Origin of the sequence: Neobacillus mesonae (assembly GCF_001636315.1) — a bacterium.
GTDB classification, from domain to species: Bacteria; Bacillota; Bacilli; order Bacillales; family Cytobacillaceae; genus Neobacillus; species Neobacillus mesonae.
In genome coordinates this window covers 1,673,326-1,696,901 of sequence record NZ_KV440949.1, presented here as the reverse complement: position 1 = coordinate 1,696,901, position 23,576 = coordinate 1,673,326, and the positions used below count along the sequence as shown (strand labels likewise).

Here is a 23,576-nt window from a genome sequence, read left to right as displayed (position 1 = left end):
CGACGATATCAGATATTCTTCTAAACTATTAAAAAAGGAGTGTCACCATTGTTTACATTAAGTCCTGAAAAATTAATGCCGTTAGGGGCTGCGATTACAACGGCGGAAATTAAACAGCAGCCTGAACTGTGGGGTGAAACATTCGCCATTTATAAAGACAAACAGCAGCAAATTGAAGCTTTTTTACAAAACATAACAGTAAAGCATGACCGTGTTCGGGTGATCTTTACGGGGGCGGGAACATCCGCCTATGTCGGGGACACTATAATCCCCTATTTAAAAGGAAAAGTCAATGAACAGCAATGGGACTTGCAAAGTGTGCCGACAACGGCAATCGTGTCGAATCCATATCAATTTTTAAAAACGGACATCCCGACATTGCTGATCTCTTTTGCACGCAGCGGCAACAGCCCGGAGAGTTTGGCAACCGTGGATTTGGCGGAACAGATGGTTACAAATCTTTATCAGATTACCATTACCTGCTCAAAGGGAGGAAAGCTTGCACAGCGGGCCCAAGGTGATACTAACAATCTTCTATTATTAATGCCGGAACGGTCGAATGATCAAGGTTTTGCGATGACAGGCAGCTATTCCTGCATGACCCTGACTGCCTTGCTTATTTTCGATACGCTGTCGATTGAAGAGAAACAAGCAAATGTCGAAATAATCCGCCGTATGGGTGAGAGTGTGATCAACCGCGAGGCTGATATTCAAAGCATGATTGAGGCAGATTTTGACCGGATCATTTATCTTGGCTCCGGCGGCTTTGAAGGTCTGGCAAGAGAGGCACAATTAAAGATATTGGAGCTTACGGCGGGCAAAGTTGCCACCTCGTTCGATTCGTCACTTGGATTCCGCCACGGTCCAAAATCCTTTGTAAATGAAAAAGCACTTGTATTTGTATTTGTTTCGAACCAGCCTTATACCCGTCAATATGATATAGATATTTTAAACGAATTAAAACATGACAATATTGCCAGCAATGTGAATGCGATTGCCGTTGACGGCGAAACGAATTACGCCGGTCATACCTTCCTGTTCGACGCTGAAGGAAGTTCGGTACCGGATGCCTATCTGTCATTGCCGTATGTGATGGTTGGTCAAACAGTCGCCCTCCATGCTTCGATTAAAGTCGGCAATACCCCGGATACACCTTCGCCAACCGGCACGGTCAATCGTGTGGTGAAAGGTGTAACGATTCACGAGTATAAGTAATTTTCTTTTAAAAAAACAGAGGTGCAGCAGCGATGGAACAATTTGTTTATGCAGATCGATTTTTCCTGGAGTATCGAATTACGGGTCCGGGTTACTTGAAAATCGAAGACGGTAAATTTACCGCGTTTTTCAAAAAATTACCTAATGAGTCGGCAAGCATCATTGATTATGCCGGCCAATGGATTGCCCCGGGTCTGGTCGACACCCACATTCACGGTTTTCAAAACCACGACGTTATGGATAATGACGCGGAAGGGCTAAAGGCGATTTCCGAGGGGCTGCTTTCGTGCGGTGTGACGTCATTTTTGCCGACTACGCTTACCTCATCACCAGAGACGCTGAATAAAGTTGTAGCAATGATCGGTGAAAATTACACGGAAGTAAAGGGCGCCAAAATAAAAGGCATCTTTTTAGAGGGTCCGTTTTTTACAGAGAAACATAAAGGTGCCCAAAACACGAAGTATTTCTGCGATCCGTCGATTGAACTGCTGGAGGCTTGGCAGAAGCATTCGGGAGGCTTTATTAGAAAAATTGCCCTTGCTCCGGAACGTAATGGCGCAGTGGAATTTATTGAGCATGCCGCAGGGGACCGGATTGCTGTGGCGTTAGCTCATAGTGATGCCACTTATGACGAGGCGAAACAGGCGGTAGAAATGGGTGCTTCGATTTTTGTTCATACGTTCAACGGCATGAGCGGGCTGCACCATCGTGAGCCGGGAATGGCTGGAGCGGCAATGAATCTACCAAATGTGTTTGCGGAAATTATTTGTGACGGACACCATGTTCACCCCGCCGCAGCTAACATCTTAATGAACGCCCGCGGCCGGAAGGAAACAGTCTTGATTACCGACTGCATGATGGCTGGCGGGATGCCTGAAGGCCGCTATCAGCTTGGGGAGTTCCCGGTTGAGGTGAAAAACGGCGCTGCACGGCTTGAGACCGGAAGCTTGGCGGGAAGTATTCTGCAGTTAAAAGATGCGGTCAAAAATGTTGTTGAATGGGGTATTGCAACACCGGAGGAAGCGATTTATATGGCCAGTACGGCTCCGGCAAAAAGCGTGGGCATCGCCGGTGAATGCGGAAAAATCGCCGCAGGCTATGCTGCCGATTTTATTGTATTGACACCTGAGCTTGAGTTAATCGCGACCTATCTTGACGGTAAATGCCGGTATGATGTCAGGAATGAGGAAAAGCCATGATCTTAACAGTCACGATGAATCCATCGGTAGACATTTCCTATCCAATTGAAGATTTTAAACTGGATGATGTGAACCGCGTTGAACACGCCCGCAAAACCGCTGGGGGCAAGGGCTTAAATGTTGCGCGCGTCATCAAACAAATGGGTGAGGATGTCCTTGCTACTGGTGTTTTGGGCGGAACTATCGGCGATTACATTGTCCGGGAATTAATGAAGAGCGAAATTGCCAACCATTTTTTAAAAATCAACCAAGAGTCACGAAACTGCATCGCGATTCTCCATGACGGCAAGCAAACGGAAATTTTAGAATCGGGCCCGACCTTAACGGTAGAAGAAGGCGAAGCATTTTTGGAAACGTTTCGCCTGCTGCTGTCGGATGTTTCGGTTGTCACCATCTCAGGCAGTTTACCAAAAGGGCTGGAATCCGATTTTTATCGAGCAATGGTAGAGCTGGGCCGAGAAAAAGGAATTCCTGTGATTTTGGATACATCAGGAGAAGCGCTGAGGCAGGTGTTAACCCATAGGGTAAAACCGTTTGCTATCAAGCCAAATTTAACAGAACTGTCGCAGCTGACAGGCAGAGAAGTGGAACAAAGCGCAGCCAGTTTGCAACAAGTGCTATCAGCTGAAATGTTCCAAGGAATCGAATGGATTGTTGTATCCCTTGGCGGCGATGGAGCGTTCGTTAAGCAAGGTGCGGATTACTACAGGGTGAAGATTCCTGCAATTAACGTGGTAAACCCAGTTGGCTCCGGGGATGCTACCGTTGCCGGCATAGCTGTTGCGCTGGATAAAGAGCTGCCTGTTGCCGATGTGCTGAAAACAGCAATGACTACGGGGATGTTAAATACGATGGAGGCTGGAACAGGTCATATTGAATATAGCAAGTTTGAGCATTTTTTTAAATTAGTAGAGGTTAAAAAAATAGATTTATAGAGGTGATTGATAATGTTATATTTAACGAAAAATAAAGAGGAAGCCTTGAAGCGTTTATCGGATGAAAATGGAATTATCGGGGCGTTAGCAATTGACCAGCGCGGGTCTTTAAAGAAAATGATTGCAGCAGGAGGGTCTCACACGGTTGGCGACGAGGGGATTATCCGTTTTAAAGAATTAGTTTCCGAAGAGTTAACACCATATGCCACCTCGATTCTATTAGATCCAGAATACGGTCTGCCGGCGGCAAAAGTACGACACCCGGAGGCTGGATTATTGGTTGCCTATGAAAAAACAGGCTATGATGCCAATGCTGCTGGCCGCCTGCCGGATTTACTGGAGGAATGGTCGGTCCGACGCTTGAAGGAAGCTGGCGCGGATGCGGTGAAATTTTTGCTGTATTATGATGTTGACGAGGATGAAAAGATTAATGAGTTTAAGCATGTTTATATGGAGCGGGTCGGATCTGAATGTGCCGCAGAGGATATCCCGTTTTTCCTTGAAATTGTCACCTATGATGCCAACAACGATGATGTCAAGGGGCTGGATTACGCAAAAGTGAAGCCGCACAAGGTGATTGAGGCAATGCGGGAATTTTCCAAGCCGCAATATAAGGTAGATGTATTGAAGGTAGAAGTGCCGGTAAATATGAAGTTTGTCGACGGCTGTGGAGACGGAGAAAGCGCCTATAGCAAAGAGGAAGCGGCTGCCTATTTCAAAGAGCAAAGCGATGCGACACATCTTCCGTTTATTTTCTTAAGCGCTGGTGTAAGTGCGCAGCTTTTCCAAGAAACGCTGCGTTTTGCGAAAGAATCAGGCTCTACTTTCAACGGTGTCCTATGCGGAAGGGCCACTTGGAAAGACGGCGTTGCCCCATTTGCCCATAACGGTGAACAAGCCGCCCGCACATGGCTGCAAGGCACCGGTACTCAAAACATCCAAGAACTAAACCAGGTTTTGAAACAAACAGCCAGCCCATGGTTTGACAAAGTGATGCATGGAGATGGTTCTTCTGCTTCGTTGGTTTAGTGTTGTACTGGGGACGGTTCTCATTATTTTTATTCGTTAAGGCTCGCTGTAATTTCTTTTATAATTGTACCAGCTTTTCGGAATAGTGTAGATATTTGGTCAAAAAGTGTAGATATTATGTGTCAGTCCAATATTACTTGTTGGGTTGACGTCATAGGTTTTCATGATATAATTTCAGCAAAAGAAGTTTGGCAGGAAAGGATGCTTTGAATTATGGAACCATTGCAGCATGGAAGTGTGATTCCGCTTTATCACCAATTGAAGGAAAGGCTCAAGGAAGCGATTGAGACGGGACGCTGGACCCTAGGTGATAAAATACCGTCAGAAAATCAACTGATGGATCAATTTGGTGTGAGCCGCAATACTTCAAAAAAGGCAATTGAGGAGCTTGTTCAGGAAGGCATCCTATACCGAGTCCAAGGAAAAGGAACCTTTGTCGCTAAACCTAAATTACAGCAGTCATTGATGGGCTTTTACAGCTTTAGCAAGGTTTTAAAGGAAAAAGGATTGAATCCAAAGGATGTCATTCTAAAAATAGAAGAAGTGAGTCCAACTGAAAAAATTCGTGAGGCGCTGGAGCTCGGCGAGGACGAAATGGTCATTGAAATGAAACGCCTCCGTTGTGCCAATAATGAACCATATATTTTAGAATCGTCGTTCATTCCGAAAAGCGTGGTGCAGGATCCGAAGCAATTGAATCAGGTTGGTGAAATTTCATTATATGATTTATTTTCCCAACAATTTAATATTGTTGTTACCAGAGCAAAAGAAGCCTTTGAACCGGTTCTGATACGTGCCGAGGAAAGCGAATATCTTGAAACGGAAGCAGGTCAGCCGGCCCTTTTACTTGAGCGAACAGCTTTTGACGTCAGCGGCATGCCTGTCGAGTTTTGTATATCAATTGTCCGTGGCGATCGCTGCCGTTTTTATACTGAACTTACGTAAGGATAAGAAAGGACGGTTCTCCTGCATTATTTGATAATGTTGCGTGGGAGAAAGCTTCTCGGTTATCACATTTACCTATCAGCCATAAAATTAAAGCACCGTATCCCGTTAGTAATTTTCAAATAGCGGGAAACGCTGCTTTTTTTTGTATAATCCCTTCCGTGAAAGGAGTCCATATGAGCACAAGAACCGTCCTATGCCTCATGCTTTACAACCATCTCAAAATTAAATATTATTAATTCGAGATATATGCATTTCTTTTTGTGATCAAACAAATAACTATATAGTAGAAACGGAAAAGAGGGATATCATGATGGAACATTTCCACCGAAAACCGACTGTTTTTGTTGGTGTGGTTAATATAAAGGTGAAAAACCTGGATTATTCACTTAATTTTTATCAGAATATAATCGGGCTTCAAGTGCTGGAGAAATCTGACCGGAAAGCGGTTTTAACGACTGATGGCGAAACACCGCTGTTGATCCTGGAACAGCCGGAAAATGTTACAGCTAAAGAAGGGCGTACCTCGGGCTTATATCATTTTGCAATTTTATTGCCAACCCGTGCCGATTTATCTGTCTTTTTAAGGCATCTGATTCAAACCGGTTATCCACTTGGGGCAGCCGACCATTATGTGAGCGAGGCGTTGTATCTGAACGACCCTGATGGCAATGGAATCGAGGTGTATCGTGACCGGCCATCTTCGGAATGGACCTGGAATAATAGCTTGGTGGATATGGCAACAGAACAGCTTGACGCACAAGGGATTCTTGGCGAAAGCGACGCTGAGTGGCGCGGGCTTCCGGCTGGAACCATCATGGGGCATATTCATCTTCACGTGGGAGATTTGCAAAAAGCGGAAGAATTTTATACAAAAGGGCTTGGGTTTAATGTGGTCAGCTATTATCCACAAGCGGTGTTCCTGTCTACCGGCGGTTACCATCATCACATCGCAATTAACACTTGGCAGGGAACGGGTGCAAAGCAGCCTGCTGAAAACAGCGTGGGCTTAAATTGGTATACAATTGTTTATCCCGATGCTGAAGTTAGAGAGGCTGTTGTGAAAAATCTGCAGCAGCTGGGCGCATCTGTTCAAGCGGAAGCGGATTACGTTGTAACAAGCGACCCGTCAGGCAATCGGATTCGGCTTTTAGTGTGATTTGTGGAAGGTAAAATGTCCGGTTATACTTAAAGATAGGGTAGTCAATCAAGGTACCTAAGGGCTGACCCAGAGTGTTATCGTTTGTTCGGTGCGATCAATGAAGCACAAGAACCGTCCCCATGCATCAAAAACTTATGTTAAAATAAGACTAAGTTCATTTCAAAGTAAGGAGTAATTGAATTATGGCTATTTTAGTTACTGGGGGTGCCGGGTATATTGGCAGCCATACGTGTGTAGAGCTGTTGAATGCCGGTCATGAGATCATTGTTGTTGATAATTTCTCCAATAGTAAACCGGAGTCGTTAACTCGGGTGAAGGAGATTACTGGCAAGGAAGTTCCGTATTATGATATTGATCTTCTTGACCGCGACGGTCTTGATGAAATTTTTTCAAAGAATACGATTGAAGCTGTTATCCATTTTGCCGGTTTGAAGGCAGTAGGGGAGTCGGTGTCCATTCCGCTCCATTATTATCATAATAATATTACCGGCACACTGGTTCTTTGTGAGGTCATGAAAAAACACAACGTGAAGAATCTTGTGTTCAGTTCATCGGCTACGGTTTATGGCATGCCGGAGCGAGTGCCGATTTCTGAGGATTTCCCGCTTAGCGCTACAAATCCGTATGGGCGGACGAAGCTGATGATTGAGGAAATTTTACGTGACTTATATGTAGCCGATCACGACTGGAGTATTGCTTTACTTCGTTATTTTAATCCAATCGGGGCACATGAAAGCGGCCGGATTGGCGAGGATCCGAACGGGATTCCAAACAACCTTATGCCGTTTATTACACAGGTAGCCGTCGGGAAACTTGAACAGCTGCAAGTGTTCGGCAATGATTACCCAACCGTTGATGGCACTGGCGTCAGAGACTATATCCATGTCGTCGATTTGGCTATTGGCCATCTGAAGGCGTTGGAAAAAATCATGTCCGTTAGCGGCGTGGAGGCCTACAATTTAGGAACCGGAACCGGCTACAGCGTATTACAAATCGTATCCGCATTTGAAAAAGCTTCCGGTATTGAAATTCCTCATAAAATTGTGGATAGAAGACCAGGAGATGTGGCCATCTGTTATGCAGACCCATCGAAAGCGAAACAAGAGCTAGGCTGGACGGCTGAACGCGGAATTGAAGAAATGTGCCGTGATTCGTGGCGTTGGCAGAAGAATAATCCGGAAGGGTATTAACAACAAGGCCAGCATATTATTAACACAAAAAAGACGAGAGAGCAGTTACTCTCCGTCTTTTTTGTGTTTAATAAATCCAGTAAAACAAGCAAGGGCATTTTTTCATCAGTTTATTAGTGAATGTCCACCTGAGGCGGACATTTGTCCACGAGTGGTGCCTGACACCAAAAAATTAAGGCGTTACTTTCACAATTCGGCCTTCCGCTTTGTATTCGAATGGTCGTGGCAATGATTTAACAAATTCCAACGTGGCCTGCAAATCTTCTGATCCAATTTCCAATCCGTCTGAAAGTGTACCGATGCCGTATTTTGCATTGCCGTACATGTAGTTGTTGACGACAACAGAATATTCTTTCGCTGGGTCGATTTTGCTGCCATCTGGTAAGAAAATGTCGACCACTTTTCCAGTTTTCGCAAGAGGGTCAAATGTATACGTGTACTTGAAACCAGCAATATGGAAATCGAGACCGCGGTCGGTAATTTGGTTGTTTAATACTTCTCTTAAATCCGCACCGCTAAGGTTCACTTTATTTAATACATTTCCGAATGGCTGGATTGCAAACAAATCTCCAAAAGTGACTTCACCTGCAGCAAGATTTGCTCGAACACCGCCGCCATTCATTAACGCAAAATCAGAATTCATGGCAGCCTTCATACCGTCCGCAATTAAATTTCCAAGACCGTTGTCACCAAACTGACTGTCAGTTGAAGGATATGCTTTTTCAAGAGCTGTTAAATTGTCCCCTACAATCTCGGCCTTTATTGGTGCCACTAAATCTTCATATTTTTTCATAATCTCTGAAACCGCCGCATCCGGAATGTATTCAGATTGAAAAACCGTGACGATTTCCGCTTGCTTTTTCAAAACATCTCCTGTTACGGGATTTAATTCAAGGTCGACATCTGAAAAAGCAGAGCCGTAGGAATAGGCCTGGACGATTAACTTGTTATCCACTACTCGATTATTGTAAACATGGTTATGGCCTGCAAAAATGACATCGACTTCATCATCGATATTTTCTGCGATTCTAGAGGCATCGAACTTATCCGTATAACCTGTTTGCGCGGCCGGATTATGTGCTAACACAATGATCGCTTTAATACCTTGTGCCTTTAATACATCCGTATATTTGTTAATCGCGGCTGCTTCATCAGTGATCTGAAGGTTTTCATTCCCTTTTGTGACGATCATTTCAGGAGTTTCCTGCGTAATGACTCCGATAAATCCAATTTTTACACCGCCAACTTCTTTTACCACATAAGGTTTTGTGATTAATTCACCTGTTGATTTATCAAAAGCATTAGCTGCCACAATTGGGAAATTCATTCCGTCATAGCCCTTTGTCCCTTTTCCGTCTGGATGCTCACCGCCAGTAATCATTCGGCGCAGCTCCACAATACCTTCATCGAATTCATGATTTCCAAGGGTCCCAACATCCAAGCCCATTGCCTCCATTACTTCAACGGTAGGCTCATCTTGAAAAAGGGCAGAGATAAGCGGGCTTCCGCCAATCATATCACCAGAATGAACAAGTAATGTATTTTCATTGGTAGACTCGCGCTGCTTTACGGCTGCAGCAGTATACTCCATACTTCCTGCAAGCCGGCCGGTCACTGTTGTATCGGTATCAAGCTGGCCGTGTAAATCATTTAAACCAAGGAGCTGCACCTTTACCGGGTCAATGCCAAGGTCTAATTTAAAAATCCCAAAACCAGCGCTGTCTGTTTTTTCAGTATAGGAAATGTTGCTGCCTTCTTTAATATACTTTTCCGCTACTGGTGAAGTTGTAAATGTTACATTTACATCGCCGACTATTGGCGCAATCGACCAGTTATTGTCAGCAGTTGGCGTGATTTCTTTCATTTCTGTAATATAATCCATTAAAATTTGCCGGTTTTCATCGGCCGAGTCGACAACCAGTTCACTGCCTTTTACGCCAGGGAAGTTACCGCCGCCGCCAGCACGGTAGTTGTTGGTCACAACGATAAAGTCTTTATTAGGGTTAAGAGGCTTACCGTTATATGTTAAGTTCACGACACGACTTGAATTAGGGTTTACTACTTTCCCGTCTTTATCATATTTCGCCGGAGTGGTCACATCAATTTGATATTGCACTCCATCAATCACGTCAAAGTTATAAACAGGGAACACCGGATTCAATAAGGGCTGTTCTTCTGTTTTATTCGGATCAATGGTATTAAACTTGCCAGCAGACATTTCAATCCACTCTTTGACGACCGAGCCTTTGACCTTGATTGCCTTCAATGTATTGTCGTATAAATATAGGTCGCCTGCACTGCGGATGGTAAGGTCGCCTTTTTGGATTTCCGTGTACTCGGCTACACCGTTACGGCCAGCCTTAAACGGTGCACCTACAGAAAGGATTGGCAGATCTTTGTATTCCGGCTTGCTTTGGGCAATGTATTTTTCCACATACCATTTTTGTGCATTTGTAACGACTTGAATCGAAGGGTCATCCTGCACAAGGGAAAAATAGCTGTAAATGTCATCTGTTGTTTTGCCAATTGGCGTATTTACATATTTAACGGTGGCATCATGGTCTGCTTTAACGGCATCCACAATCGATTGAACCGGCTCCACCTGTGTCGGAGCATAGATTTCGCGTGTAGATGATTGTGAATCGGCAACCGACCATTTTCCTTTAATTTTTACAAGATTAAGGTCGATGATTCCTAGGGAGCCGCCGCCATAACCTGCTTGTACGGCAGGAACACCGTTGATGGTTCCTTTTACATTATCGACACCAGGAAGCGGTTTCCCATCAGCCCCTTTAAAAAGACCATCTAAATCTTTTTCCGTTTTTGCTGGGAATACTTTATGGGTATGCGAGAAAGTAATCGCGTCAATTCCAGGTACTTCACTTAGGCTGTAAATGACATCTTCCGTATTGTCTTTATTACCGCTGAAGCCAGAGTGCGCCATGGCAATGATCACATCTGCGCCTTCCTCACGCATTTGCGGAATGAAGTTTTTAGCGGTCTCGACAATATTCTTGGTGATGACTTTTCCGTCTAAATTAGCTTTGTCCCACTCGTTAATTTGCGGCGGAACGAAGCCGATAAATCCGACTTTGATAACGTGATTTTTCCCTTGTTCATCGACGACCTTTTTATTGATGATGCGATAAGGCGTAAATTTATTTTGGTCATTATCGGGATTGTCATCGTGGTCATCTACATAGACGTTTGCATTGACATATGGAAAATTGGCGTCATCATAGGCTTCTTCGAGAAAATCGAGTCCATAGTTAAATTCATGGTTACCCAATGTTGCCATATCATAGCCCATTTGATTCATGGCTTTGAATACTGGGTGAACCTCGCCGTCCTTTATCGGGGCGATTTTTGCAACGTAAGTACCAAGTGGTGTTCCTTGTATAAGGTCGCCGTTATCGACTAATAAGCTGTTGTCTGCTTCTGCACGGGCAGTGTCCACTAGCGAAGCCGTGCTGGCCAGGCCAACCTTTGAATATTCTGCATTCTTGAAATAGTCATAGTTTAGCAGATTCGTATGTACATCCGTTGTTTCCATTACACGGAGCTCTACTACTGGTGTTGGTGCTCCTTTTGATTGTGGGTCTTTTTTAGCGGCATTGGCTGATTGTGGTAATAAGCTAGGAGAAGCTAGTAAAATGACCGCTAATGATGCTGATAATAGTTTCTTTGCACTACGGGAGTGTCTTTTCTTCAAAACCGGTTCACCGTCCTGGTAAAAATATATTTTTTACTGCATAAAAAAGAGCGGATTTCCCCCTAAAGAAGAATAAAAGAAAATAGGTAATTCTTAATAGAAAAAACCTTGGGAAAAGGTACTCATAAATTTGTTCTTTATGAAGGGATTTTCTTTCTCTTTTTTCTTTTTTTTGACAAAATTTTCTCTTATTTGAGGACATCCACCTCCATCATAAAAAAATCTCCATCCTTCTGTAAGTGAAGGAAGTCTTGGGTAAAAATACCGACTCTGTAAAGTATCGCATTGATATGTAAATATTAGAGTCAGTTTTTATTAAAAGAATGTAAATTAGTAGGAATGAAGGATACCATCCCCCAAACCTAAAAAACTGCCCTTCATAAACAAAAGGACAGTTCTTTGCATTTATTAAAATGTCTACCGTTCGCAAGCAATCCCGTCTTTATCACGGTCTCTTGCTTTGTTCGCATCATAAAGTGCTTTGGAAACAAACGGCTTGTATTTTGTTTTCCCGCCTTTATTCTTCACCTTAGAAGATTTAGCCACACCGCCTTTATACACCTTATTCATATCCTTGCAATTCTTAAACTTTACAATCTTCGTCTTTGCATCAACAACCTGAGCAGAACCACCAGCCCCATAAGAAATCCCCAAAACTAATCCGAAAGACAAAACAACCTTCAATAAACGCTTCATCATACCATACCCCTTTGTAACATATTTCCACTCAATATCATAATAGGAGTTTACAATATTTTCAATATATATAATGTAAAAAAATAGTTTGGTGTCAGGCACCATGTGAATTTTTCACATGGTGCCTGACACCAAACAAGTATTTTAGATTGTATTTAGTTTTTCGAAACTTTCTCTTAATCTTAGCTCCTTGGTCATAGTATAATGGCTCTATAAGTCTAATAAACTATTACAGGAGAGGGAAAATGAAGAAGGTAGTCATCTTAGTGTTAACGGTTTTGCTGGCGGGGGTTTCGTTGCCGGCGAGAATGAGTGCGGAGGAATCTACTGGCACAGCAGTAAATGATTATATTCTGCAAGAGAACTCGGTTCCGGCAAAGGTTGAGTATAATTATAAAAGTTTTTTTCCGAAGTTAACTTATCGGAATGGCATCGGTGAGGTAGAGGGAGTTGTTGCCCACGAAACGGCAAATAATAGCTCAACAATCAACGGCGAAATTTCCTACATGTCTCGGAACTACCGGAAAGCCTTTGTTCATGCTTTTGTCGATGATTCGCGGGTCATTGAAATCCATTCGCCAAATTATGGGGCATGGGGAGCCGGCTCTGCAGCCAATCAGCGATTTGTACATATCGAACTAGTAAGAGTGAAGACATTTGAACAGTTTGCCCGCTCGATCAACAATTATGCTGCATATATCGCATCTATGCTTTACCACTATAACCTGCCGGTAATTGATTCGGAAAAAACAGGGTCCGGCACACTCTGGTCTCATAAGGCAGTAACGAACTTTCTTGGTAGCACGACCCACAAGGATCCGCATGGTTATTTTGAAAAGTGGGATTACAACTGGAATCAATTTGTCCAATTGGTCATGATGAAATATCAACAGCTGCCGGATAAGGAGGCTAATACGAACCGATTAGGACAAGTTCGCAGCAGCAGCGCCGCGATTTTTCAAAATTACAACGACAGCTCAAGGGCCGTGCAGGCCGGAACAGCTAATATCAACAAGACGTTTTTTATAAAAAAATTAGCTTTGGTAGAAGGGCAACTATATTATCTGCTAAGTGATCAGACTGGCGGTGAAAATGGGAACCGGACAGTCGGCTGGGTAAAGGCCGGGGATATTATTTCCTATCCAAATGCAGCTGTCGATCAAAGGGTAAAGACACTTTATTTTACCGGAAAAGGCAGTGCTTATAGTATCGCCTGGGGTGCCAAAAAGGATGTTGTGATTAATTCTCTATCAATTTATAAAGACAGAGAATTTAAGATTAATAAAACTGAAAAGGTCGGCAATAATGTCTGGTATCGCGGCAGTTTGGATGGCAAAACGGTGTGGATTCAATCTATTTACCTAGAAGCCAAAGTCGAGCGGACTACGAGCAGGTTAGGGAGAATTTCAAACGGCAGCGTCAAAATTTTTAAAACAATCGGTAATCCAGAAGGAGTCATTCAAGCTGGTTCGGCTACTACCGATAAGGTTTTTTACATTAAAAAGCAAGCCACGCTTAATGGGGCAGCATATTATTTGTTAAGCAGCCAGCCAAGCAGTGTTAAAGGGGTTATCGGCTGGGTGAAATCTACCGATTTGGCCAGCCACACACATGTGGGTGTGGATCAAAAGGCAAAACTAATGTATCTAACTGGAAATGGCAGCTCCTACAGCAAGCCTTGGGGAAGTGGGAAAGATACCATTTATAAGACTCTTTCCAAATATAAAAACAAAGAATTTAAGGTTAATTTAACGGAAAAGGTCGGGAATGACGTCTGGTATCGCGGCAGTCTGAATGGTAAAACGGTGTGGATCCATTCAAGCCATGTGAAGAAGACGTTGGAGAGTACGACAAGCCGTTTAGGCATTATTAAAAACAGCAACATTAAAATCTATAAAACGCTTGGTTCCGGTTCTTCCTATAAGGCCGGATCTGCCTATACAAATAAGGTGTATTATATAAAAAGGCAAGGAAAGCTGTCAGGACAAACTTATTACAGGCTGAGTAAAAATTCAAATGGCAGTGGTATGGTGGGCTGGGTAAAATCCACTGATTTAACTTCCAACCGCTATACCGTGACCAGTTTTCGAGCGAAAACAATGCGGCTTAGCAGCAAAGGCAGTGCCTACAGCAAGCCATGGGGCGGTACCAAAGATGTGGTTTACAGAAACCTTGCATCCTACAAAAACCGCAAATTCACCGCAAGGCAAACCGTCCAAGTCGGCACCACTCACTGGTATCAAGTAACACTCGCTGGAAAAACAGTTTGGATCAAAAAGTAACGTTTGGTGTCAGGCACTATGTGAAATTTTCACATAGTGCCTGACACCAATTTTTTTCTACTTCCAAAATTTACATCCGAAACCCAGCTTAAATTTTGCAAACCCTTTCTTGCGTTTTTAATCGTTTTCTTTTATACTTACTCATGAAAATAATTTTCATATTGGAGGTAAGTTTGATGAGTAGTTTCTTCGAGAAAGCGCAACAGTTTGGTAAATCGTTCATGCTGCCAATTGCAGTTCTTCCAGCTGCCGGTTTACTACTCGGAATCGGCGGGGCTTTGTCCAACCCGAATACGGTTAAAGCCTATCCATTTTTAGATATTTCTTGGCTTCAAAATATATTTACCATTATGTCCAGTGCCGGCTCAGTGGTATTCGCCAATCTAGCATTATTATTTGCTGTTGGTATTTCCGTCGGGCTTGCAAAATCTGACAAAGGAACAGCAGGTCTTGCTGGAGTTTTGGCATTCCTAGTCATGAACTCTACAATCTCAGCATTACTGACAATTACTGGGACAATGAACACCGATAACCCAGCTGCTGCAGGACAGGGGATGACACTTGGTATTCAAACGCTTGAAACCGGTGTATTCGGCGGTGTAGTTGTCGGAATCCTGACAAGCTGGCTGCATAATCGCTATAACAAAAAGCAGCTGCCACAGTTCCTAGGGTTTTTCAGCGGTTCGCGATTTGTTCCGATCATTGCATCATTTGCTGCTATTTTCCTTGGTGTAGCGGTATTCTTTGTTTGGCCGTTCATTCAAAAAGGAATTTTTCAAATGGGCGGTCTGGTTGAAGCAACCGGTTATATTGGAACATTTATATACGGATTTGTACTAAGGATGCTTGGACCATTCGGTTTGCACCACATTTTCTATATGCCATTCTGGACAACGAGCCTAGGCGGTGCCCTTACAATCGATGGAAAGCTTGTTGAAGGGACACAGCGAATTTTCTTCGCTCAGCTTGCTGACCCGGAAACACATAAATTCTATATTGGTACTGCCCGCTTTATGTCAGGGCGTTTTATTACAATGATGTTCGGCTTAGTCGGTGCCTGCTTAGCGATGTATCACACAGCAAAACCAGAAAACAAGAAGAAGGTTGCCGGCTTGCTTGCATCAGCAGCGCTCACTTCTTTCTTAACAGGGATTACCGAACCAATTGAATTTTCATTCTTGTTTGTAGCGCCTGCGCTATATGTCCTGCATGCATTCTTGGATGGTATGGCGTTCATGCTTGCGCATATTTTCCAAATTACCATTGGTCAAACGTTCTCAGGCGGATTTATTGATTTTATTCTCTTCGGTATTTTACAAGGCAATGCAAAAACGAACTGGATTATGGTTCCAATCATTGGTATTCCATGGTTCTTCGTTTATTACTTCTCATTTAAGTTCATGATTAAGAAGTTCAACTTCAAAACACCTGGCCGCGAAGAAGCTGGCGAGGCAGTGGTGAGTGTGACGAATAAAACAGAACGTGCTCAAGCGATTGTCGAAGGTCTTGGCGGTAAAACGAATCTGCAAAATGTCGACTGCTGTGCAACACGTCTGCGCGTAACGGTAAGTGATATCGGCCAAGTAAATGATGATATTTTGAAAAAGACAGGTGCAAGAGGCATCGTGAAAAAAGGTAATGGGGTTCAGGTTATTTACGGACCAGAAGTCACGATTATTAAAAACGAAGTAGAAGAATTGGTGGGTGAATAGAATGCTTGAAACAATTAAAGGCAGACTCGTGGTTTCGTGCCAGGCACTAGACCATGAGCCGCTGCACAGCTCGTTTATCATGGGAAAAATGGCGCTTGCAGCAAAGGAAGGCGGCGCCTCAGGAATTCGGGCCAATTCTAAAGAAGATATTATTGCAATCAAAAAAGAAGTAACGCTCCCGGTCATTGGTATTGTGAAACGCGATTATGACGACAGCGAAGTTTTTATTACAGCAACCAAACAAGAAATCGATGAGCTTTTGGAAAGCGGCTGTGAAATGATTGCGCTGGATGCTACAATGAGAAGGAGACCAGAAGGGGTTACAATCGAGGAGCTTGTTTCCTATGCCCGTAGTCAAGATCCAAATGTCCAGCTGATGGCTGACATTTCGACAGTGGAAGAGGCAGTTCAAGCGGAAAAGCTCGGCTTCGATTGCGTTGGCACAACTCTTTATGGCTATACAAAAGAAACAGATGGTCATAAACTATATGATGATGATTTTGCTTTTTTAAAAAATGTCGTGGAACAGGTATCCATTCCAGTTATTGCGGAAGGAAATATCATGACTCCAGAAATGCTGAAAAGGGCCTTTGAACTAGGTGTTTCTTCTGTTGTAGTTGGCGGTGCGATTACGAGACCGCAGCAAATCACGGCACGTTTTGCCGCACAGCTTCCTAAATAGGAGGCTGTGTATTCTTCGAAAAAGGATGTTTTTTCATGGCTTCAGTGTTAAACGAGATCCAAAGTATATATGCTTCTCTATCTGATAAGGAAAAAAATATCGCTGATTATATTTTGGCCAATCCGGAAGAGACCTCACGCAGTCACATTCAGGAGCTGGCGGAGGCAACCGGGGTGTCAGTCAGCACTATCACCCGGTTTGCAAAGAAGGTGTCGTGCCAGAACTTTGTAGAGATGAAGGTGAAGCTCGCCGGCGGCTCTGAAGTAAAAGAAGGCGACGGGATTGAACAAAAGCTGATTGCTACTTACCGAGAAATGCTGGCCGATGTCCAATCGCTGACAGACCCAAAGCCGTTTGAAACCGTGGTTGCCCATCTGATAAAGGCGAAAAGAATTTTTATCTACGGGTTGGGGAGCTCAGGTTTAGCTGCACAGGAGTTGAATTATCGGTTAAGCCGGATGGGGTTTGTTTCCGAGGCGGTGACGGACCCTCATTTGATGATTATACGAAGCACGCTATTGGAAGAGGGCGATTTAATCGTAGCTTTTTCACGTTCCGGTCAAACGAAAGACCTGCTGCAATCAGCACGGAAGGGAAAAGAACAAGGGGCGAAACTGATTGCCTTTACGGCGTTTGGCGAAACACCGTTGACCGAACTGGCAGATGCCGTTTTATGGACCGTCCACCCGCTGCGCAGCAACTTCATCCTAACCGGACTAGACATGAGCACCCTATACCTCATCGACCGAATCAGCCTACATTTCCTTGCCGACCAAAACAGAGAAAAAATGTACCTCAAAACCATCGAAGCCATTAAAGAACGATAGTGGTGTCAGGCACCATGTGAATTTTTCACATGATGCCTGACACCACTTTTTTCATCTCGAGAAATTATTACTAAAAGAGACCTCCATAATCCGAACTTTGCCAAATATGCCTAGGCGTACGGAGGAGTCGGCTACTGCGTGGAACATCCGGATGACCTGCGCGCCGCTATGAGGGCTTTCGCTGGAGGAAGGCACCTGCCCATTTTATGGATAGAAATGCTCATTTATTAGGTCAATGACATAGTCTGTGGTGTATAGAAAAATAAATGAAAGCAGGTGTCGGTATGCCTCCATTTTACGGCGGATTCGGTTATCCGATGATGGGCTACGGCTATGGTCCCTTTGGTTACGGGGGATTAGGAGGGTTTGGCGGTTATGGTCCTTACGGGTACGGCGGGTTCCACCACTACCCATACGGTGGTTACGGATACCACCACCCTTGGCACCATCATCACGGGTATGGATGGTAACGAATTTGGTTTTCTAAAAGACAAATTTAGCTGTTGAACTAGCGAAAATGTCCCATAGAAAGGCTCTATGGGACATTTTTACGTGAGGTTGGGGTGGTTTTGTCCCATAGAAGGTGTTTATGGGACAGTTTACTAGAGAAAAAGTTGAGTTGTGTCCTATAGAAAAATTTATGGGATATTCTTAATGGAAGTCTTGTTAGTTTTGTCTTCAATAAACCCTTTTAAAGACAATTTGATAGATAAAGCATCGGGTTTTGTCTTCAAAAAGCCCTCTTAAAGCCAATTTAATAGGAAAGGCAGCAGGTTTTGTCTTTAATAAGTGTTCAGGCTGCATATTAGACTAAAAACCTAGCGAACTTCCTTGGCACATTTCAATTTAGCGAAAATTTATCCTAGCACCCAAAAAACAAAAATAAGCCCCCATAGATTTATGTCCATGGGGCAAATCTTATCATAGTCTACCAAGCAAAAACCTATTCCTGCACAGCTTCCATCAACAAATCTACAATATGCACGCCCCGCATCTTAGAGGACAAACCTTCTCGTTCAATGCCCAGCTGCATTTGAAGCAGGCATCCTGGGTTCGCCGTCACAATCGTGGTCGCGTGTGTCGCCACCGCTTGTGTCATTTTATAATCGAGCATCACCATCGAGGATTCCGATTCGACTATATTGTAAATCCCAGCGGATCCGCAGCAGCGGTCTGCATCCTTCATTTCCTGATATTTTACGCCTTCGATCGCCTGCAGCAGTACACGCGGCGCCGAAGCGGTTTTCATCACATTTCGCAAATGGCAGGAATCCTGGTACGTGATTACCTGCGGCGGGAGCGCCAATTTCACCTTTTTATGAAAATCAACTGCTGCCAGCACTTCGGAAATGTCCTTTATTTTTGCAACGAAGCCTTTCGCACGCTCATACCATTCTGGTTCGTCCTTCAGCAAATGGTCATATTCAATTAAAAACGCTCCGCAGCCACCGGCGTTCGTGATAATAAAATCAACACCCAAATCTTCAAACGCCTGGATATTCCGCTTCGCCAGCTCCTTGCCGGTAGCTTTTTCACCGCCGTGACCATGAAGTGCCCCGCAGCAAACCTGTTCAGGCGGTATAACAACCTCACAACCCGCCAATTGCAGTAGCCTCATCGTAGCGTCATTTGTTTTTAAAAACATCGTATCCATCAAACAGCCGCTGAAAAAGGCTACCTTATGAACTTTGGGGCCGATTGCCGGCAAGTGATCCGGTCGATTTTTCATTTCCTTCATCATCGGCACCTGCGGCAGCACTTTTTCCATCATCTTTAAACTATCCGGCAGCAGCCCAAGAAAGCCAATCTTCCGTGCAATCGTTTGCAGGCCGGAGCGCTGATAAAAGCCAAGCAGTCCGACTGTTCGGCGCATCCGTTCAGGATGTGGGAATAACCCTTGAAAAACAGCCCCGCGAATCGCTCGTACCGGCAAAGAAAACCGCTTATTCTGGTTAATAATATCGCGTGCTTCTTCGAGCAAGTGCCCATAATTGACACCGGATGGGCAGACTGGCTCACACGCCCGGCAGCCCAGGCATAAATCGAGTGAGCGTTCAAAATCTTCATCCGGCTCAATCACTCCGTCAACAACCGCCTTCATTAACGCAATCCGGCCGCGCGGTGAATGCGATTCCTTGAAGCCAGATTCAATATAAGTCGGACAGGTGGGGAGGCAAAAGCCGCAGCGCATGCAGTTGAGCAGTTCATTCTCGTCCATCCGTTCTTTAAATTGCTGTTGAATCACTTCTTGTTCCTTCACCGTTGTCATCTTTTCACCACCACGCGCTTCCTACTGTCTTTGGCAAAAACTTTCCCCGGGTTCAGAATGTTATTTGGATCTAGGGCAAGCTTAATCGCCTTCATCACAGCGATTCCTTCCTTTTTCAGCTTCCATTCAAGGTACGGCGCTTTCATCGCGCCGACACCGTGTTCGCCGGTAATCGTGCCGCCTAAGTCAATTGCTTTTTCAAAAATCTCCGCAAAGGCTTTTTCCACCCGCTCCATCTCTTCATGATTGCGGGCATCGGTTGCACAGGTTGGATGGAGATTTCCATCTCCGGCATGGCCAAAGGTACAAATATCAAGCTTGTATTTGTCAGCGATTTCATTAATTGCCTGCACCATATTGGCAATTTCCGATCTTGGCACTGTGGCATCCTCTAAAATGGTCGTCGGCTTTAAGCGGGCAATCGCCGATAACGCGGCGCGGCGGGCAGTACGCAATGCTTCCGCTTCTTCTTCAGATGCTGCTAGCTGAATTGAAACAGCTTGCTCCACACGGCACATCTCCGCCATTTTTTTCAGATCCCGTTCCACCACTTCTGCTGGACCATCCTGTTCGATTAACAAAACTGCCTGAACATCTGTCGGGAGCCCAATTTGCGCAAAATCCTCGACCACTTTTAATGTCGGCTGGTCTAAAAATTCGAGCGTGGCTGGAATGATTTTATTCGCAATGATTTTCGAAACCGACCGGGCCGCGGCTGATAGATCTTGATACAGCGCCAGCATCGTTTTTTTCGTTTCCGGCATCGGAATCAGCTTTAAGGTGGCTTCCGTGATGATGCCAAGCGTTCCTTCTGAGCCGACCATCAGCCGGGTTAAATCGTAGCCGGCTACATCCTTGGCAAGCTTGCCGCCAGTTCTCATGATATCCCCATTCGGCATCACAACCTCTAGCGCAATCACGTAGTCGCGGGTAACTCCATATTTCAGTCCGCGCAACCCGCCGGAATTTTCATTGATATTGCCGCCAATAGTCGAGATTTTCATCGAGCTAGGGTCGGGCGGATAAAACAATCCCCGCTCCTCAACGGCGTTGGTCATATCAAGGGTAATCACGCCCGGCTGGACGGTAACAGTCAAGTTTTCCTCATCAATCTCCAGGATTTTGTTCATGTGTTTAAAAAGAAGAACAATTCCACCCTCTGTCGGGCAAGTACCGGCACAAAGGTTGGTGCCCGAACCGCGCGGCACGATTGGTATCTTATATTCATTGCAAACCTTTAAAACTTCCGCAACTTCTTGCGTATTTCGCGGGCTGATGACTGCATCCGGAAGCGACTGAAAATTTGGCGTCGCATCATAAGAATAGACAAGCCGCTCTGTTTTCGAGTCCTCAAAATTATTTTTCGTTACGATCGCAATCAGCTTTTCTTTTACTTCATGTGAGAGCATCCTATTTCCCCCATCCATAGATTAATAGCTATTTTAAGTATAAAAAAAACAGGCGGGCGCCTGCTATGGATGAATATACAAAAAATGAGGTTAAAATATTTATAAATTTAGTTTTTTATACAGTGCTAAATAAGCTGACCACCATGCAACAATACTTTAACTTCGAGTTCTAGATCTTAATATCAATTTTTGCATTTTTCTTTAACTCTTCTACCTGCAGAGCGAGTTTTTCCTGTTGCTTTTGCTGCTGAAGAGATTGTTCGATTTGCGGTTTTACTTCTTCTAGCTTTGGAACTTCTTTTCCAGTACTCTTTCCCTGTTCCGCATATTGATCATACGTTTTTTGAATTTCTTCATCGGTTACTTTAGCAGCCGGCACTTCTTTCTCAACATACTGTTTAAGTTTGATATCGTCAGCTATTTGGGTTTCAAGTGTTTTAACGTCCATTCCGAATTTTTTAAGAGCGGCTTGGAATTCCTTTTCTGTTTTAAACTGCTTTTTCATTTCGTCCAGCTGCTTCTTAATAGCTGCCTCTGAAGCTTTATAGCCTTTTTTATCTGCCTCCTGAAGAAGAAGGGTTTGTCCGACTAAGCTGTCAATTGATTGGTTTTTCGCTTGCTCTGCGCCTTCTTTGGAAGTCGGATCTTGTCCCATTTGCTGCATTTGTCCTTGTATAGATGCTAAAACGCTATTATAGTCGCTTCCTAAAATTTTTTTATCATTCACAATGGCTACAGTTTTGTTTTCATCTATTTGCTGCGCTTCTAAGTTCTTTTGCATTTCACTCATCTTTTTTTGCGGTTCCTTCTGCTGATCGGTTTCCGCTGTTTTTGCTTTATCATCATTTTTCGCTTCTTTACTTTTTTCATTTCCTCCGCATGCTGCCAAAACAACTGCCATTAGACCGGTTAGTAGTATAAACATCATTTTTTTCATAATCGATTACCTTCCTTAAGCTAGAAGTATAATTTTTCCTATAAAAAATTATCTAGTGCGCATTATAAAGTAAATTTTGTGAAAAGGAAACTTTATGCATTCTTTTTTAATATTTATCACAGGATTGAAATATTTTATTTTAATAATGGATGTCTGCGAAAAAACGCAACCCTAGCAAGAATTGTGCTAACTCTTCACTCATTAGCTGCTGGTTATACCGTCAAACAGGTGAGTGAATACAGCGCCGTTCACTCCTCCAAAAACAAAACCGCCATATATAAACAAAGCAAATCATGAATGCTGCCCGGGTTCAAGCCAGTTAGATCTTCCACTTTTTTTAACCGATAATGCAGCGTATTAATATGAATATGCAGGCTCTCCGCCGACTTTTTCAATGAATGATTTTGCCGGAACAATTCCTGCATCGTCTCCAGCAATTCTTTTTCCAGCAAAATTGGTCCAATCGTCCGCTCGATGAATTCTGATTTCACTGCAGTGCTTATCTCACCGCTAATCATTTCCAGTGTTAACTCTTTATCAAAAACAATCATTCCGTTGCGTTTGGCAATTTTCAATGCCCGTTCGGCCTGCCCATATGAACGGTACACCTCCCGTGCCGCAAACTGCTGCCCAACACCGGCTGCCGCCGTAATTCCGAAGCTTACTATTAAAAATTGTAAAAACTGCTCCAGCCGCTTCTTTACATCTCCACTCTCGGAACCATCCAATAACCAAATTACCCGTTCATTTCCGGATCTGGCGGCAACATCATTTTTATGTTTCGAAAGGGATTGAAAAATAGCGGCCCAAACATCCCGCGACAAAGGATCATTACCGATAAATTCAACAATTACCGCTTTCCGTCCCCGTTCCAAATCAACCCCCAGCATCCGCGCCCGTTCCTGCAAAGTATCACTAATCTCCTTTGACTGAATCCATTCCATCACAAATGTCTCCATTGCCCGTGAATGCCAGTCAAACTGCTCGGCATAGTAGTTCTCGCTGATCAGAAGCTCAGTCATTTTGCGGAGAATTTCCGCAAACGGTGTGACCGTTTCCGGGTTGCCAGTAATCCCGATCACCCCGATGACTTCCTGCTGAAAAAAGATTGGCAGGTTGATTCCAGCCTTCACGCCCTTCAAGCGGGAGGTATCACCTTCACTAATCACAAGCTTCCGTTTCCCTGCCGCAGCAATCAACGCCCCTTCATGAAAAGCCCCAACCCGCTCCAGACGAGTACTGGCAATAATCACACCCTCCGTATTCACAACAATAATCTCTTCATCAATTAATTTCCGAACTTCCCTGACAATTTTCTCCGCCAGCTCAGGCAATAGCATACGGCGCACCTCCTTTGGTGTCAGGCACCATGTGA

18 protein-coding genes are annotated in these 23,576 nt (G+C 44.1%); 12 read left to right on the top strand and 6 right to left on the bottom strand.

Annotated features, from left to right (window positions below):
• Positions 1 to 48 precede the first annotated feature (48 nt).
• The 7 genes from agaS to galE all read left to right on the top strand — a co-directional run bounded on the left by agaS (position 49) and on the right by galE (position 7,675).
• The gene (gene agaS, locus A6749_RS08295) at positions 49 to 1,215 is read left to right on the top strand and encodes an AgaS family sugar isomerase (protein ID WP_066387906.1); all 1,167 of its coding nucleotides are present in this window, start codon (positions 49 to 51) and stop codon (positions 1,213 to 1,215) included.
• Positions 1,216 to 1,247: 32 nt separating this feature from the next.
• Positions 1,248 to 2,414 carry an N-acetylglucosamine-6-phosphate deacetylase gene (gene nagA / locus A6749_RS08290; RefSeq protein ID WP_066387899.1) on the top strand — a complete coding sequence of 389 codons (1,167 nt, stop codon included), beginning with the start codon at positions 1,248 to 1,250 and terminating at the stop codon, positions 2,412 to 2,414.
• Entirely contained in the window at positions 2,411 to 3,349 is a 939-nt protein-coding gene (gene lacC / locus A6749_RS08285; RefSeq protein WP_066387896.1) for a tagatose-6-phosphate kinase, read from the top strand. The genes nagA and lacC overlap by 4 nt, the downstream gene beginning before the upstream one ends.
• Before the next feature lie 12 nt (positions 3,350 to 3,361).
• Positions 3,362 to 4,378: a tagatose-bisphosphate aldolase gene (lacD, locus tag A6749_RS08280; RefSeq protein ID WP_066387895.1), complete on the top strand. Its 1,017-nt coding sequence runs from the start codon at positions 3,362 to 3,364 to the stop codon at positions 4,376 to 4,378.
• 213 nt (positions 4,379 to 4,591) lie between these two features.
• The gene (locus A6749_RS08275; RefSeq protein WP_066387893.1) at positions 4,592 to 5,323 is read left to right on the top strand and encodes a GntR family transcriptional regulator; all 732 of its coding nucleotides are present in this window, start codon (positions 4,592 to 4,594) and stop codon (positions 5,321 to 5,323) included.
• A gap of 313 nt (positions 5,324 to 5,636) precedes the next feature.
• Positions 5,637 to 6,482 carry a VOC family protein gene (locus tag A6749_RS08270; protein WP_066400883.1) on the top strand — a complete coding sequence of 282 codons (846 nt, stop codon included), beginning with the start codon at positions 5,637 to 5,639 and terminating at the stop codon, positions 6,480 to 6,482.
• Between the two features lie 185 nt (positions 6,483 to 6,667).
• Positions 6,668 to 7,675, top strand: coding sequence for a UDP-glucose 4-epimerase GalE (gene galE, locus A6749_RS08265; protein WP_066387889.1), 1,008 nt, complete (start codon positions 6,668 to 6,670; stop codon positions 7,673 to 7,675).
• Between the two features lie 172 nt (positions 7,676 to 7,847).
• Here the strand turns inward: galE and A6749_RS08260 are convergent, their stop codons facing one another.
• The gene (locus tag A6749_RS08260) at positions 7,848 to 11,387 is read right to left on the bottom strand and encodes a bifunctional 2',3'-cyclic-nucleotide 2'-phosphodiesterase/3'-nucleotidase (RefSeq protein ID WP_066387886.1); all 3,540 of its coding nucleotides are present in this window, start codon (positions 11,385 to 11,387) and stop codon (positions 7,848 to 7,850) included.
• Between the two features lie 417 nt (positions 11,388 to 11,804).
• Complete coding sequence (locus tag A6749_RS08250) at positions 11,805 to 12,083, bottom strand: excalibur calcium-binding domain-containing protein (protein ID WP_066400882.1); 279 nt, start codon at positions 12,081 to 12,083, stop codon at positions 11,805 to 11,807.
• A 245-nt stretch (positions 12,084 to 12,328) separates the two neighbouring features.
• Here A6749_RS08250 and A6749_RS08245 point away from each other — a divergent pair, with 245 nt between their 5' ends.
• The 5 genes from A6749_RS08245 (at position 12,329) to A6749_RS08225 (ending at position 18,056) form a co-directional block, all read left to right on the top strand.
• Positions 12,329 to 14,365, top strand: a complete 2,037-nt coding sequence (locus tag A6749_RS08245) for a GW dipeptide domain-containing protein (protein ID WP_066387879.1) — start codon at positions 12,329 to 12,331, stop codon at positions 14,363 to 14,365.
• A 176-nt stretch (positions 14,366 to 14,541) separates the two neighbouring features.
• Positions 14,542 to 16,077 (top strand): glucose-specific PTS transporter subunit IIBC, encoded by a 1,536-nt coding sequence (ptsG, locus tag A6749_RS08240; RefSeq protein ID WP_066387877.1) that lies wholly within the window; start codon positions 14,542 to 14,544, stop codon positions 16,075 to 16,077.
• A gap of 1 nt (position 16,078) precedes the next feature.
• The gene (locus A6749_RS08235) at positions 16,079 to 16,759 is read left to right on the top strand and encodes an N-acetylmannosamine-6-phosphate 2-epimerase (RefSeq protein WP_066387874.1); all 681 of its coding nucleotides are present in this window, start codon (positions 16,079 to 16,081) and stop codon (positions 16,757 to 16,759) included.
• A gap of 35 nt (positions 16,760 to 16,794) precedes the next feature.
• The gene (locus A6749_RS08230; protein WP_066387873.1) at positions 16,795 to 17,586 is read left to right on the top strand and encodes a MurR/RpiR family transcriptional regulator; all 792 of its coding nucleotides are present in this window, start codon (positions 16,795 to 16,797) and stop codon (positions 17,584 to 17,586) included.
• Positions 17,587 to 17,870: 284 nt separating this feature from the next.
• Positions 17,871 to 18,056 carry a hypothetical protein gene (locus A6749_RS08225; RefSeq protein ID WP_180321123.1) on the top strand — a complete coding sequence of 62 codons (186 nt, stop codon included), beginning with the start codon at positions 17,871 to 17,873 and terminating at the stop codon, positions 18,054 to 18,056.
• Between the two features lie 473 nt (positions 18,057 to 18,529).
• Here A6749_RS08225 and A6749_RS08220 read toward each other — a convergent pair whose 3' ends face one another.
• The 4 genes from A6749_RS08220 to A6749_RS08205 form a co-directional block, all read right to left on the bottom strand.
• The gene (locus A6749_RS08220; protein ID WP_066387867.1) at positions 18,530 to 19,855 is read right to left on the bottom strand and encodes a (Fe-S)-binding protein; all 1,326 of its coding nucleotides are present in this window, start codon (positions 19,853 to 19,855) and stop codon (positions 18,530 to 18,532) included.
• Complete coding sequence (glcD, locus tag A6749_RS08215; RefSeq protein ID WP_066387864.1) at positions 19,852 to 21,264, bottom strand: glycolate oxidase subunit GlcD; 1,413 nt, start codon at positions 21,262 to 21,264, stop codon at positions 19,852 to 19,854. Before glcD ends, A6749_RS08220 begins: the two co-directional genes overlap by 4 nt.
• Positions 21,265 to 21,433: 169 nt before the next feature.
• On the bottom strand, positions 21,434 to 22,201 hold the full coding sequence (locus A6749_RS08210) for a SurA N-terminal domain-containing protein (RefSeq protein ID WP_066387862.1): 768 nt from the start codon (positions 22,199 to 22,201) through the stop codon (positions 21,434 to 21,436).
• Positions 22,202 to 22,449: 248 nt separating this feature from the next.
• A complete protein-coding gene (locus tag A6749_RS08205; protein WP_066387859.1) occupies positions 22,450 to 23,541 on the bottom strand; it encodes a CdaR family transcriptional regulator in 1,092 nt (363 codons plus the stop codon).
• Positions 23,542 to 23,576 lie beyond the last annotated feature (35 nt).

Coding starts and splice junctions, on each gene's coding strand:
- nagA (WP_066387899.1), top strand. CDS start 1,248: ATGGAACAATTTGTTTATGCAGATCGATTTTTCCTGGAGTATCGAATT.
- lacC (WP_066387896.1), top strand. CDS start 2,411: ATGATCTTAACAGTCACGATGAATCCATCGGTAGACATTTCCTATCCA.
- lacD (WP_066387895.1), top strand. CDS start 3,362: ATGTTATATTTAACGAAAAATAAAGAGGAAGCCTTGAAGCGTTTATCG.
- A6749_RS08275 (WP_066387893.1), top strand. CDS start 4,592: ATGGAACCATTGCAGCATGGAAGTGTGATTCCGCTTTATCACCAATTG.
- A6749_RS08270 (WP_066400883.1), top strand. CDS start 5,637: ATGGAACATTTCCACCGAAAACCGACTGTTTTTGTTGGTGTGGTTAAT.
- galE (WP_066387889.1), top strand. CDS start 6,668: ATGGCTATTTTAGTTACTGGGGGTGCCGGGTATATTGGCAGCCATACG.
- A6749_RS08250 (WP_066400882.1), bottom strand. CDS start 12,083: ATGAAGCGTTTATTGAAGGTTGTTTTGTCTTTCGGATTAGTTTTGGGG.
- A6749_RS08245 (WP_066387879.1), top strand. CDS start 12,329: ATGAAGAAGGTAGTCATCTTAGTGTTAACGGTTTTGCTGGCGGGGGTT.
- ptsG (WP_066387877.1), top strand. CDS start 14,542: ATGAGTAGTTTCTTCGAGAAAGCGCAACAGTTTGGTAAATCGTTCATG.
- A6749_RS08235 (WP_066387874.1), top strand. CDS start 16,079: ATGCTTGAAACAATTAAAGGCAGACTCGTGGTTTCGTGCCAGGCACTA.
- A6749_RS08230 (WP_066387873.1), top strand. CDS start 16,795: ATGGCTTCAGTGTTAAACGAGATCCAAAGTATATATGCTTCTCTATCT.
- A6749_RS08225 (WP_180321123.1), top strand. CDS start 17,871: ATGCCTCCATTTTACGGCGGATTCGGTTATCCGATGATGGGCTACGGC.
- A6749_RS08220 (WP_066387867.1), bottom strand. CDS start 19,855: ATGACAACGGTGAAGGAACAAGAAGTGATTCAACAGCAATTTAAAGAA.
- glcD (WP_066387864.1), bottom strand. CDS start 21,264: ATGCTCTCACATGAAGTAAAAGAAAAGCTGATTGCGATCGTAACGAAA.
- A6749_RS08210 (WP_066387862.1), bottom strand. CDS start 22,201: ATGAAAAAAATGATGTTTATACTACTAACCGGTCTAATGGCAGTTGTT.
- A6749_RS08205 (WP_066387859.1), bottom strand. CDS start 23,541: ATGCTATTGCCTGAGCTGGCGGAGAAAATTGTCAGGGAAGTTCGGAAA.